The following is a 13,210-nucleotide window of genomic DNA, read 5'->3' on the forward strand; positions in this document are numbered from 1 at the left end:
GGAGGGGCGAGTCGGGGTGGGGAAGGGCAGGGGGGAGCCGTAGTCATGAGCGCGCGCGAACAGGCGGGGGAGCGGCGGACCGCGGAGACGAAGGCCGGGGAGATGAATACGGCCGGGTCGAAGGCCGCGGAGACGAACTCAGCGGGGCCGAAGGCCGCGGACGCGAGGGCCGCGGAGGGGTCCCGCCTGGAGACGCCCGGAGTGGAGACGCCCGGAGTGGAGACGCCCGGAGTGGAGACGCCCGGCGTGGAGGAGGCCGGGGCCGGGCTTCCCGCGCCCAGGACCGAATCCGCGGCCGCGGCCGCGGCCGAGGCGGAGCCGCGTGCGCCCGGTGCCGAGTCCCCGGCCCGGACCGAGGAGGCCCGGACCGAGAAAGCCCGGACCGAGAAGGCCGGGACCGAGGCCGAGCCCCCCGCCGATCCACCCGCCGAACCCCCGGTCGAGCCCGAAGTCGGGGCCGGGGCCCGGACCCCGAGGCGGCGGCGGCCCAAGGGGCGGACCGTGCTGCTCTCCGCCCTCGGTCTCTTCGTCACGGCGGTGCTCCTGACCGCCGGCGCCGGCTACTGGGCGTACCAGCACTACACCGGCCGCGTGCAGCGGATCCCGCAGACCTTCCCCACCAACGCGCCGGTGCCCGCCGCGTCCAAGGGCGGCCAGAACTTCCTGCTCATGGGGCTCGACTCGCGGTCGGACGTGCCCACGACCGGCAGCGACGCCAAGGGCCGGCTGTGGAAGTACGGCGACCAGCGCAGTGACGCGATGATGCTGGTGCACATCCCGGACGACCACTCCGCCGCGTATGTGGTGTCGCTGCCCCGCGACTCGTGGGTCGACATCCCCGGCCGGGGCCGGGCGAAGCTGAACGCGGCCTTCTCCTGGGGCGGGCCCCCGCTGCTGATCGACACGGTGCAGCGGCTCACCGACGTCCGCGTGGACCACTTCGCCGTCATCGACTGGAACGGCTTCCGCAAGCTCACCGACGCCGTCGGCGGCGTGGAGATCCTGATGGCGGACGGCGAGCGGCGGCACATGGACGGCGAGCAGGCCCTGGCCTACGTCGGCGAGCGCAAGAACCTGCCCAACGGCGACTTCGACCGCACGCACCGGCAGCAGAACTATCTGCGCACGCTGCTGGAGAAGGTGATGAGTTCCGCGTCCCTGAAGGACCCGCTGCAGCTGAAGAAGACCCTCGACATCTTCACCGAGACGGTGTCCGTCGACGAGCGCTTCGGCGACGACGAGATGCGCCAACTGGTCTGGAACATGCGCGAGGTCCGGGCAGGGGACATGACCTTCATGAACGCGCCCGTGAAGGGCACCGGAACGGAGCGCGGGCAGTCGGTGGTCCACCTCGACCGGGCGCGCTGCGCCGCCCTGTGGCAGGCCTTCAAGGACGACTCCCTCGGGCCGTACGTGGACACCCACCCCATCGACCGGCTGCGGCCCGCCACGAACTGAGCTTTGTGCCCGGGGTCTTGACGGAGGCATTGGTCCAGTCCAATCTGTGAGCGCTTCCCCCTCATCCCCCACTGGAGGCATGGTGCTCATCCGCAACCGCCTCGCGGCGTCGCTGAGCGCGGCGCTGCTCGGCGCGGCTGCCCTCGTCGCCGTACCCACCCCGGCACAGGCCGCCAATCTGCTGACCAACCCGGGCTTCGAGTCCGGCACCCTGTCCGGCTGGACCTGCACCGGCGGGCTCGGCTCGGTCGTGTCCAGCCCCGTCCACGGCGGCGCCAAGGCGCTGGCCGGCGCGGCGAGCGCGTCGGACAACGCCAAGTGCGCCCAGACGGTCTCCGTCCAGCCCAACACCACCTACACGCTGTCCGGCTGGGTCCGCGGCGCCTACGTCTACCTGGGCGTGGACGGCGGCGGCTCGGCCTGGACGCCGTCCGCCGCCTCGTACCAGCAGCTGTCGGTCAGCTTCACCACGGGCGCGTCGCAGACCAGCGCGACCGTCTACACCCACGGCTGGTACGGGCAGGGCACGTACTACGCCGACGACATCAGCCTCGACGGACCCGGCGGCGGTGGCGGCGACACCCAGGCGCCGTCCGCCCCGGCCAACCTGCAGTCCACCGGCCGGACCGCGTCCAGCGTGAGCCTGTCCTGGGGCGCCGCGAGCGACAACGTCGGCGTGACGGGCTACGACGTCTACCAGGGCGCCACGAAGGTCACCACCGTGACCGGGACCGGCGCCACCGTCGGCGGCCTCGCCGCGAGCACCGCGTACACCTTCACGGTGAAGGCCCGGGACGCCGCCGGCAACGTCTCCCCGGCCTCCAACGCCGTCACCGTCACCACCGAGGCCGGCGGAGGCGGCGGCACCGGCTTCAAGCAGGCCGCCCCCTACCTCTACCTCGGCTGGGGCGACCCGCCGTCCGCCACCTCGGTGATGAGCGCCACCGGCATCAAGACCTTCACCATGGCGTTCATCCTCTCGTCCGGCGGCTGCAACCCCGCCTGGGACGGCCAGCGGCCGCTCACCGGCGGCGTCGACCAGTCCACCATCACCGCCATCCGCAACGCGGGCGGCGACGTCGTCCCCTCCATCGGCGGCTGGCAGGGCAACAAGCTCGGCCCCAACTGCTCGACGCCGGAGGCCCTCGCCGGGGCTTACCAGAAGGTCATCGACGCCTACGGCCTCAAGTCGATCGACGTCGACATCGAGAACACCGACGAGTTCGAGAACGCCGTCGTCCAGGACCGCATCCTGAACGCCCTGAAGACCGTCAAGGCCAACAACCCCGGCCTGCGGACCATCCTCACCTTCGGCACCTCGACCACCGGCCCGACCTCCTGGGGCAACCGGCTCATCGAGCAGTCCAAGGCGCTGAACGCGAACATCGACGTGTTCACCATCATGCCCTTCGACTTCGGCGGCGGCGCCGACATGTACGGCAGCACCGTCAACGCGGCCAACGGCCTGAAGAACAAGCTGAAGGCGGTCTACGGCTGGGACGACGCCACCGCGTACGCCCACGTCGGCATCTCCGGGATGAACGGCCTCTCCGACCAGCAGGAGACCACCACCCCGGCCACCTGGACGCAGATCCGCGACTGGGCGAACACCCACCACATCGCCCGGCTCGCCTTCTGGTCCGTCAACCGCGACCGCGGCTGCCCCGGCGGCGGGGTCGTCGAGAACTGTTCCGGCATCAGCCAGACCGACTGGCAGTTCACGAGGATCACCGCCGGTTTCACCGGCTAGCCAGGAAGGTCCCGTCAGTCCGTCTCCGGGAAGTGGCAGGCCACCTCCCTCGCCTCCCCTGCCGCGGTGATCCGCAGCAGGGGAGGTTCCGTCCGGCAGATCTCCCGGGCCTTCGGGCAGCGTGGATGGAAGGTGCAGCCCGGCGGCGGCGCGGCCGGGCTCGGGGGATCGCCGAGCAGGGTGATCCGCTCCCGCGCCCGCTCGGCCGCCGGATCCGGCAGCGGTACGGCCGAGAGCAGCGCCCGCGTGTACGGGTGCGCGGGCGCCCCGTAGACCCGTTCCTTCGGCCCGATCTCCACGATCCGGCCCAGGTACATCACCGCGACCCGGTCGCACACCCGCTTCACCACCGACAGGTCGTGGGCGATGAAGAGATAGGCGAGTCCGAGCTCGTCCTGGAGGCGTTCCATCAGATTGACGATCTGCGCCTGCACCGACACGTCGAGCGCCGAGACCGGCTCGTCGGCGACGACCAGGCGCGGTCCGGTCGCCAAGGCCCGTGCGATGCCGATGCGTTGCGCCTGGCCGCCGGAGAACTCGTGCGGATAGCGGTCCAGATGCTCGGGGATCAGGCCCACCAGCTCCATCAGCTCGGCCGCCCGCTCACGCGCCGCGGTCGCCGAACTCCCCTGGATCAGCAGGGGATCCGCGATGATCCGGGCGACCGTCCGGCGCGGGTTGAGCGTGGAGTGCGGGTCCTGGAACACCATCTGGATCTCACGCCGCAGCGGCTTCAGCGCCCGCTGGGGGAGCCGGCCGATCTCGCGTCCGTCGTACGTGACGGAGCCGGAGGTCGGCTCGAGCAGCCGGACGATCATCCGGCCGGTCGTCGACTTGCCGCAGCCGGACTCGCCGACCAGGCCCAGGGTCTCGCCCCGCGCGATGTCGAAGGAGACGCCGTCGACGGCCCGCACCCGGGCCCCGCGACGGCCGCGCCCCGGGAACGTCATCGTGAGGTCCCGTACGGACAGGAGCGGAGAGGTGCTCCGTGGGGTCGGTGTGCCCGGGGTGCTCGTGGTGCCCGGTGTGGTCGGTGTGCCCGTGGTGCGCGGTGTGGTCGGGGTACGCGGTGTGGTCATCGGGGAGCGCCTTCGTACGCGGGGAAGTGGCAGGCCACCGGATGGGCGGCGGGGCCGGTGAGGACCGGGCGTTCACCCGCGCACCGCTCCCGCTCCGCCCCCGTGCCCAGGGCCGGACGCGGACAGCGGGGCGCGAACGCGCAGCCCGGCGCGGGGTCGAGCAGCGAGGGCGGGGAGCCGGGGATGGCCCGCAGCGGGACGTCGTCCCGGTCGTCGAGCCGGGGCAGCGAGTCGAGCAGCCCTCGGGTGTACGGGTGGGTGGGCGCGGCGAACAGCTCGTCCACCGGTGCCCGTTCGGCGGCGCGACCGCCGTACATCACCAGGACCTCGTGGGCCACCCGCGCCACCACCCCGAGATCATGGGTGATCATGACGACGCCGAGGCCGCGGTCCTGCTGCACCCGGGCGATCAGCTCCAGGATCTGCGCCTGGACGGTCACGTCGAGCGCCGTCGTCGGCTCGTCGGCGATGAGCAGCTCCGGTTCGCAGACCAGCGCCGTCGCGATCATCACGCGCTGCCTCATGCCGCCCGAGAACTGGTGCGGGTACTCGCCGGCCCGCCGCCGGGGTTCGGGGATGCCGACCTCGGCGAGCGCGTCCACCGCCAGCCGCCGGGCGACCGCCCGGCGGGAGCCGAAGTGCACCCGGTGGTGCTCGGCGATCTGCTCGCCGACGGTGTAGTACGGGTGCAGGCTGGACAGCGGGTCCTGGAAGATCATCGCCATCCGCCGGCCGCGCAGCCGGTTCAGCTCCCGCTCCGGCAGCCCGACCAGCTCCCGCCCGTCGAGCGTCACGGAGCCGGTCACCTCGGCCCCGGTGTGCAGTCCCATCACCGCGAGCGAGGTGACGGACTTCCCGGAGCCGGACTCGCCGACGATGCCGAGGGTGCGGCCCCGCGGCACGTCGAAGGAGAGCGCGTCCACGGCACGCACTGGGCCACGCCGGGTGGGGAAGACCACCGTCAGGTCCCGTACGGAGAGCAGCGGTTCGGTGGGCAGCGGTTCGGTGCCGGTCGGCCTAGCGTCGGGCATCAGTACCTCACTCGCGGGTCGACGACGGCGTAGAGCAGGTCGACGACCAGGTTGGCGACGACGATGAAGGCGGCCGCGAGCAGCGTCACGCCGAGGATCACCGGCTGGTCGCCGGTGGCGAGCGCCCCGTAGAAGAGCCGCCCGACGCCCGGGAGGCCGAAGATGGACTCGGTGATCACGGCGCCCGCGAGGAGACCGCCGAGGTCCATGCCGAAGATGGTGAGGATCGGCGTCATCCCGGCCCGCAGCCCGTGCTTGACCACCACGGTCCGCCGCGGCAGGCCCTTGGCGCGGGCGGTGCGGATGTACGGCTCCGCCATCGACTCGATCATCGAACTCCGGCTCTGCCGGGCGTACATGGCCGCGTACAGGACCGCGAGCGCCAGCCACGGCAGCAGCAGGTTCGACGCCCAGGACACCGGGTCGGTGCCGAACGGCACGTACTGCGGATAGGGCAGCAGACCGGCCACCCGGATCAGCCCGTAGATCAGCATCACCGAGGTGAAGTAGACGGGCAGCGAGGCGGCGGCGACCGCGCCGACCATCAGCGCCCGGTCGGTGAGCGTGTCCTTGCGCAGGGCCGCCGTGACCCCGGCGCCCAGCCCGAGCGCCAGCCAGATCGCCGCCGCGCCCACGGCGAGCGAGGCGGACACCGGCAGCCGGTCGACGAGCAGGTCCCACACGGGCTGGCTGTTCTCGTACGAGTAGCCCAGACAGGGGAAGTCGCACTCCAGCGCGTACGGACCGCTGCCCACCGTGCGGCCGGTGAAGATGCCGGTCACGAAGTCGCCGAACTGGCGCCACAGCGGCTGGTCGAGACCCATGTGCGCGCGGATCGCGGCGAGCCGTTCGGTGCTGCACGACTTGCCGCAGGCGGCGGCGGCCGGGTCGGAGGGCAGCACGTAGAAGATGACGAAGGTGATGGCGGCGACGGCGACGAGGACGCCGAGCACGCCGAGGATCCGGCGTCCCAGGTAGGCGATCACGCGCGGCCTCCCCGCGGGTCGAACACGTCCCGCAGCGCGTCCCCGAGCAGCGTGAACGCGAGGACGGTGAGGAAGAGGCAGAGGCTCGGCACCACGAAGTACATCGGGTCGGTGTCGTAGAAGGCGACGCTCTCGGCGATCATCTGCCCCCAGGACGGGGTCGGCGGGCGCACCCCGACGCCGAGGTAGCTGAGCGCGGCCTCGGTGGCGATCATCCCGGGGACGATCAGGGTGGTGTACGCGATGACCGGGCCGGCCACCCCGGGCAGGACGTCCCGGGTGAGGATGCGCCAGTCCGAGGCGCCGCTGACGCGGGCCGCGTCCACGTACTCGCGGTGCTTGAGCGAGAGCGTCTGTCCGCGCACGATCCGGGCGATGCCGGGCCAGCCGAACGCGCCGATGACCAGGGTCATGAGCACGATCCGGTTGACGTCCTTCGCCACCGACATCATCGCGATCATGAAGATGAGGGAGGGGAAGGACATGGTGAGGTCCATGAGCCGGGACAGGACGGTGTCGACGCGGCCCCCGAAGTAGCCGGCGGCGACGCCCGCCGCGACCCCGGCGACGACCACGATCGCGGTCGCGGCGAAGGCGATGAGCAGGGAGACCTGGGCGCCGTGCACGACCCGGGCGAACAGGTCGCGGCCGGTGACCGGTTCGACGCCGAGCCAGTGCTCGGCGGACATCCCGCCGAGCGGGCCGAGCGGCAGTCCGCCCAGGTAGGGGTCGACGGCCGACTTGTCGAACTCGTCGGGGGCCCAGCCGCCCAGGGTGCTGAGCAGCGGCGCGGTCAGCGCCATGAGGGCGAAGAGGACGACGACGGCGAGCGCGACCAGGGCGGAGGTGCGGCGGCGCAGCTCGGCCCGGGCGAGCCGCCAGGGCCCGGCCGGCGTCGGGGGCCGCGGGGCGGCCGGTGCGGAGACGGTGGTGGCGGTGGTCATGACGGCGGATCAGCTTCCGCTCTTGGCGGGGTCCTTGAGGCCGACCGTCGCGTAGTCGAGCTGCCCGCCGTACGAGGCGTGGCCGAAGGCGCCGGCGATGTTGGTGCCGACGAGCAGCGGCTTGCGCTCGACGACGGCGGGCGCGGTGGGGGCCTTGGCGAGGATCTGCCCGTCGAGCTCCTGCCAGGCCTTGTTCGCCTGGGCGGCGTCGGTCATGGCGGCGATCTCGTCCATCCGCTTCATCGTGGCCGGGTCGCGGAAGAGGGAGTGGTTCCCGGAGTTGCCCTTCTCCTTGATGTAGCGGCCGTCGAAGACGAAGGGGAGGAAGGTCGAGCCGGAGGGGTAGTCGGGACACCAGCCGGTGTAGACGAGGTCGGTGCGGTTCTTGGTGTCGCCGATGGTGTCGTAGAAGGCCGACGGGTCGACGGTCTCGATGACGACCTTGATCCCGGCGCGGCCGAGCGACTGCTGGATCGCCTCGGCGACGCCCTTGTCCCCGTTGGAGACGGTGATCCGGGTGCTGAAGCCGCCGGGCTTGCCGGCCTCCTCGAGGAGCCGCTTCGCCTTCGCCACGTCGCCGGTGAGCGGGATCCCCAGGGTGTCGGGCTGCTTGCCGCCGGCGAACAGGGAGCCGGGCATGAGCGCGGAGGCCGGGTCGTTGAGCGCGGGGCCGCCGGAGGCGGTGAGGACGGCCTCGCGGTCGAGGGCGTACTGCACGGCCTTGCGCACCCGTATGTCGTCGAAGGGGGCGCGGCCGGTGTGCATCTGCACCATCTCCGTGCAGCTGGTGGACTCGGCGAGGAGCCGGGCCCGGACGTCCGGCCTGGTGAGGACCTTGGGGGTGCTCTCGGGGCGGAGCTTGTCCCACGGGACGGCGGAGGCGTCGGCGCCGCCGGCCGCCACGAGCCGGTCGTCGATCTGGTTGGCCTTGAGGCCCATCGTCACGACGATCCGGTCGGGGTAGGCCTTGCGCACGGTGTCGGTGGACGGGTCCCAGTGCGGGTTGCGGACCAGGGTGAGCTGCTTGTCGCGTGCGTACGACTCGATCCGGTACGGCCCCGAGGAGAAGGGCCGGTTGTCGTACTGCGGGCCCTTGTCCTGGGAGGCGGGCACCGGCGCGAAGGTGGGGAGCACCGTCGCGTAGGGGAACTCGGCGAAGGGTTTGCGGAGTTCGAAGACGATGGTCCGCTCGTCGGGCGTCCTGATCGAGTCGAGGTGCTTGCCGGCGGCCGGGCCCTGGTAGCCCTCGGCGCCGGTGAGGTAGCGGGCGGCGTAGTCCGGGCCGCCGGGCAGGTCGGGGGAGAAGGACCGCTCCACGTTGTACTTGACGTCCTGCGCGGTGACGGGGGAGCCGTCCTCGTACTTCAGGCCCTTCTTCAGGCGGAAGGTCCAGGTCCTGGCCCCGTGGGACGGGGTTCCGAGGTCCTCGGCGAGGTCGGGGGCCAACTCGGTTCCCTTGACGCCCGGTTCGGCCTTGTAGGTGAGCAGGGTGCGGTAGAGCAGGCGGGTGCCGAAGTCCATGTCGCCCATCACCCAGTTGCGGGCCGGGTCGAGGTGGGTGAAGTCCTGGTTGGACAGCACGGTCAGGGTGCCGCCCTTCACCGGGGTGCCGCCCACGATCGTGCCGTTGTTGCCGGTGGCGGGGTTGGCGCCGGCATGACTGCCGCCCGCGGCGCCGCCGGCCGCGCCGGAGCAGCCGGTGGCGCCGAGGGTGAGGGCCGTGAGCACGGCGACGGCGAGGGCGTTTCTGGGGTGCTTGTCCATCAGGAGTCACTTCCGGGAGCAGAGTTCGGTCAGTCGCACGTGGGTGTCCATGGCGTCGGGACGCCGTCGACGGACGCGGACGGGACTGAAAATGTGACCCGTAACATAGTAATGTGAAATTGTACTGCGCAAGCCCTCGGACACCACAGAGAAGGTTCGCCGCATGACCGTCATCTCCCGCAACCCCGCCGACCCGGCCGACGTCCTCGTCGACATCCCGGCCCCCGGCGCCTTCGCCGTGGCCGACGCCGTCGAACGGGCCCGCACCGCGCAGGCCGACTGGGCCGCCGGCGGGGCCGCGGCCCGCTCCGCCGCCCTGGGCGCGGTGGCCGCCGCCGTCGAGGCCGCCGCCACCGAACTCGCCGCGCTCGCCGTGCGTGAGGTCGGCAAGCCGCTGGCCGAGGCGCGCGCCGAGGTGGCCCGCACGGCCGCCATCTGGCGCTACTACGCCCAGGCCCCCTACGAGCCCACCGGCGCCGTCCACGACACCGCGGCCGGCCCCGGCCTGCTGCTCACCCGCCGCCGCCCGCACGGCGTCGCCGGCCTCGTCACCCCCTGGAACTTCCCCTTCGCCATCCCCAGTTGGAAGGCCGCCCCGGCGCTCGCCACCGGCAACGCCGTCGTCCTCAAGCCGGCCCCCGAGGCCACCGCCTGCGCCCAGCGGCTCGCCGAGATCGTCAGCCGGGCCCTGCCCGAGGACGTGTTCACCGTCGTCCCCGGCGGCGCCACCGAGGGCGGCGCGCTCGTCTCCGCCGCCGACGTCGTCTCCTTCACCGGCTCCTCCGGCGTCGGCCGCACCGTCGTCCGCTCCGCCACCGCCCGGGGCATCCCCGTCCAGGCCGAGATGGGCGGCCTCAACGCGGCCGTCGTGCTTCCCGACGCCGACATCGCCCGGGCCGCGGCGCACATCGCCGCCTCGGTCGCCGGCTACGCCGGACAGAAATGCACCGCCACCAGCCGCGTCGTGGCCGTCGGCGCCGCCCTCGACCCGCTGCGCGAGGCCCTCGCCGAGGCGCTGCGGGCCGTACCCGTCGGCGACCCCGCCGAAGGGGCGACCGTATGCGGGCCGCTCATCACCGAGGCCGCCCGCGACGACACCGCCGCCGCGTGGCAGGGCCTGTCCGTCCTGGCCGGGGGCACCGTGCCCGACGCCCCCGGCTGGTACGCGGCGCCGACCCTCGTCGAGAAGGTCACCGCGGGCCACCGCCTGCTGCGCGAAGAGGTCTTCGGCCCCGTCGCGGCCCTGCTCCCCGCCCGCGACCTCGACCACGCCGTACGGATCACCAACGCGGCCCGGTACGGCCTCGTCACCTCCGTCCACACCGCCGACCTGAGCGCGGCCCTGCACGGCCTGGACCGCCTCGACACCGGCATGATCCGCGTCAACGCCCCCACCACCGGTGTCGACTTCCACCTGCCGTTCGGCGGCGCCAAGGCCTCCAGCTACGGCCCCCGCGAACAGGGCCGTGCCGCACTGGACTTCTACACCGCGTCCCGAACGTACACGCTGTCACCCGACCGGGCGCTGTGACGCCGCGGACCCGGCACGGCGGGTGAGAACGGCGCACCCGGCACGGCCCCGGTCGCGACCGGGGCCGTGCAACGGTTCCGATGGCGGTCGCGCCGGGGGCGTCGCAGCATGGGAAGGGAGCCGGTTCCCTTCCCATGCTGCGACCTTGGGGGCATCATGCCCATGCTGCTGATCAAGGGATCGTTCCATCTGTCCGGCCGCACCAGCCCCGACGGCGACACGCTCCCCTTCACCCCCGACTACGTCGGCGAGTGGCGACTCGTCCGCGGCTGCGAGAAGCCGCAGCCCGCGTGGGACGGCCGGGTCGGCGTGCGACTCGAAGGCGTCGACGCGCTGGAGACGCACTACGACGGGGTCTACGGGGAAACGGCACGCCAGCCGCGGGAGTTGGGTGACGCCGCGACCAACGCGCTGCTGAGGTGGCTCGGCTTCCGCGACATCCGGCGCGTCCCCGATCCCGACAAGCCCGGGGTCGAGAACATCCTCGCCATCCCCGAGACCGTACCGGGCTACATCCTCACCGGCGGCACCGACACCTACGGCCGCTGCGTGGCGTTCGTCGGCCGGGGCGCCCCGCCGGGGCCCAGCGGCTACGAGCTGAACGTGTCCAGGGGGCTGCTGCGGGAGACGGCCAACCACTACCTGCTGGCCCAGGGCCTGGTGTACCCGATGTTCTACGCGGGCCTGCCCAAGGAACTGCGCGAGGAGCTGACCGCGGCCGCCCTGCAGGCGAGGGCGGCGCCGGGGCAGGGCCTGTGGCGACGGGACGCGAACGGTGAGACCGTCGACATGACCCTCAGGGGAACCAAGGTCATCGGCATGGAGTCGATCACCGAGGAGGCGATCATCCTGCCGAAGCTCTTCCGCCGTCTGAAGGAGTACCTGTCCCTCGGGCACACCACGCTGGACTGCTTCCCGGCGTATCTGGGCGGGGCCATGGACGGGTTCCGCATCCTGGCTCCCGCTCCGTCGGACGAGCTGGTCGGCCTGCAGCACGTCGTCAGGGTCGTCAACGGCGGGACGGTCATGATGACCCACGCCTCGGAGGACCTCCTCTTCGACGAGAAATGAGCACGGCATGAGCGGACTGGTCGCCGTCACCGGGGCCACGGGGCGGATCGGCCGGCGGGTGGTGCGCCACCTCGCCGAGGCGGGGGCGCCGGTACGGGCGCTCGGGCGCGACCAGGAGAAGCTGGCCGCCCTGCCCGAGAAGCTGGCCGCCCTGCCCGCCGAGGACACCCGGACGGCGTCCTACGAGGACGCCGAGGCGATGCGCGCCGCGCTGGACGGCGCGGACACCCTGTTCCTCGTCTCCGCCCACGAGGGGCCGGGCCGGGTCAGGACCCACGCGACCGCGGTGGACGCCGCCGTCGCCGCCGGGGTGCGGCGGATCGTCTACCTCTCGTACCTCAACGCCGCACCGCACGCGACCTTCACCTACGCCCGCGACCACTGGCACACCGAGCAGCACATCCGCTCCACCGGCGTGGCCTTCACCTTCCTGCGCGACAGCACCTACCAGGCGGACCTGGCCGCGATGACCTCCCCCGAGGGGGTGCTGCGCGGTCCGGCCGGCGACGGCCGGGTGGCGGCCGTCGCCCACGACGACATCGCCGACGCGGCCACGGCGGTGCTGCTCGCCGCCGGCCACGAGCACGACAGCGCGACGTACGACATGACCGGCCCCGAGGCGCTGAGCTTCGTCGAGATCGCCGCCGCGCTGAGCCGGGCCAGTGGGCGCACGGTCAGCTACGTCCTGGAGACGCGGGACGAGGCCTACGCCTCGCGCGCCGTCTACGACGCGCCCGACTGGGAGGTCGAGGGCTGGATCACCTCGTACGAGGCGGTGGCCGTGGGCGAGATGGACGACGTCTCCGACGACGTGCGCACCCTCACCGGCCACCCGCCGCAGTCCTTCGAGGCCTTCCTGGCGGCCCACCCCCGGAGCTACCGGCACCTGCTCCCCCCTGATTAGCGCATACGTTCGATTGCCGAGGTAGGCTGGTCCCCATGACAGCGGCACGACCCGGCACCCCGCACCTCCCCGGATTCCAGGGCTCCCTCTTCGACCAGGGCACCGACATCGGCCCCGGTCCCCTCGACGGCGTCCGGCGCACCGAGCTGGGCGCGGGCGCCTGGGTCGACCACCTCCCCGGCTGGCTGCACGGCGCCGACGCGCTGTTCGAGGAGCTGGTCGAGGGCGTGCCCTGGCAGGCCGAGGAGCGCCGGATGTACGACAACGTCGTCGCCGTCCCCCGCCTCCTCGCGTACTACCGCGAGGGCGCCCCGCTCCCGCACCCCGCGCTCGTCGAGGCCCGCGAAGCGCTCGCCGCCCACTACGCCGCCGAGCTCCGCGAGCCCTTCGTCACGGCCGGCCTCTGCCTCTACCGCGACGGCCGCGACAGCGTCGCCTGGCACGGCGACCGCACCGGCCGCTCCGCCACCCAGGACACGATGGTCGCGATCCTCTCCCTCGGCGACCCCCGCGACCTCGCCTTCCGCCCCCGCGGCGGCGGCCCCGTGGCCCTCCGCCTCCCGTCCGGCCACGGCGACCTCCTGGTCATGGGCGGCTCCTGCCAGCGCACCTGGGAACACGCCGTCCCCAAGACCACCCGCGCGGTCGGCCCCCGCATCAGCGTCCAGTTCCGCACCCGCGGGGTGGGCTGA

At 72.8% G+C, this 13,210-nt stretch carries 11 protein-coding genes; 6 read left to right on the plus strand and 5 right to left on the minus strand.

Translation table 11 applies throughout. The features are described from left to right. Positions 1–45: 45 nt before the first annotated feature. Complete coding sequence (locus ACIGXE_RS06510) at positions 46–1,458, plus strand: LCP family protein (protein WP_399744126.1); 1,413 nt, start codon at positions 46–48, stop codon at positions 1,456–1,458. Between the two features lie 79 nt (positions 1,459–1,537). Continuing rightward, entirely contained in the window at positions 1,538–3,208 is a 1,671-nt protein-coding gene (locus tag ACIGXE_RS06515) for a carbohydrate binding domain-containing protein (RefSeq protein ID WP_399744128.1), read from the plus strand. Positions 3,209–3,222: 14 nt separating this feature from the next. Here ACIGXE_RS06515 and ACIGXE_RS06520 read toward each other — a convergent pair whose 3' ends face one another. The 5 genes from ACIGXE_RS06520 to ACIGXE_RS06540 form a co-directional block, all read right to left on the minus strand. Next, positions 3,223–4,158, minus strand: coding sequence for an ABC transporter ATP-binding protein (locus ACIGXE_RS06520; RefSeq protein ID WP_399745140.1), 936 nt, complete (start codon positions 4,156–4,158; stop codon positions 3,223–3,225). Positions 4,159–4,283: 125 nt separating this feature from the next. Further along, positions 4,284–5,318 (minus strand): ABC transporter ATP-binding protein, encoded by a 1,035-nt coding sequence (locus ACIGXE_RS06525; RefSeq protein ID WP_399744130.1) that lies wholly within the window; start codon positions 5,316–5,318, stop codon positions 4,284–4,286. Beyond that, complete coding sequence (locus ACIGXE_RS06530) at positions 5,318–6,304, minus strand: ABC transporter permease (RefSeq protein WP_399744132.1); 987 nt, start codon at positions 6,302–6,304, stop codon at positions 5,318–5,320. The genes ACIGXE_RS06525 and ACIGXE_RS06530 overlap by 1 nt, the downstream gene beginning before the upstream one ends. Further along, positions 6,301–7,248 carry an ABC transporter permease gene (locus tag ACIGXE_RS06535; protein ID WP_399744133.1) on the minus strand — a complete coding sequence of 316 codons (948 nt, stop codon included), beginning with the start codon at positions 7,246–7,248 and terminating at the stop codon, positions 6,301–6,303. The genes ACIGXE_RS06530 and ACIGXE_RS06535 overlap by 4 nt, the downstream gene beginning before the upstream one ends. A gap of 9 nt (positions 7,249–7,257) precedes the next feature. After that, on the minus strand, positions 7,258–9,012 hold the full coding sequence (locus ACIGXE_RS06540; protein WP_399744135.1) for an ABC transporter substrate-binding protein: 1,755 nt from the start codon (positions 9,010–9,012) through the stop codon (positions 7,258–7,260). Positions 9,013–9,175: 163 nt separating this feature from the next. On the opposite strand from ACIGXE_RS06540, the gene ACIGXE_RS06545 reads away from it, so the two are divergent. The 4 genes from ACIGXE_RS06545 to ACIGXE_RS06560 all read left to right on the plus strand — a co-directional run bounded on the left by ACIGXE_RS06545 (position 9,176) and on the right by ACIGXE_RS06560 (position 13,210). Next, positions 9,176–10,543, plus strand: coding sequence for an aldehyde dehydrogenase family protein (locus tag ACIGXE_RS06545; RefSeq protein WP_399744137.1), 1,368 nt, complete (start codon positions 9,176–9,178; stop codon positions 10,541–10,543). 156 nt (positions 10,544–10,699) lie between these two features. Beyond that, a complete protein-coding gene (locus ACIGXE_RS06550; protein ID WP_399744139.1) occupies positions 10,700–11,614 on the plus strand; it encodes a nuclease in 915 nt (304 codons plus the stop codon). A 7-nt stretch (positions 11,615–11,621) separates the two neighbouring features. Next, a complete protein-coding gene (locus tag ACIGXE_RS06555; RefSeq protein ID WP_399744141.1) occupies positions 11,622–12,518 on the plus strand; it encodes an SDR family oxidoreductase in 897 nt (298 codons plus the stop codon). A gap of 35 nt (positions 12,519–12,553) precedes the next feature. Further along, positions 12,554–13,210: an alpha-ketoglutarate-dependent dioxygenase AlkB gene (locus ACIGXE_RS06560; RefSeq protein ID WP_399744143.1), complete on the plus strand. Its 657-nt coding sequence runs from the start codon at positions 12,554–12,556 to the stop codon at positions 13,208–13,210.

This window comes from Streptomyces sp. NPDC053431 (assembly GCF_044544925.1).
In the GTDB taxonomy this organism is placed as follows: domain Bacteria; phylum Actinomycetota; class Actinomycetes; order Streptomycetales; family Streptomycetaceae; genus Streptomyces.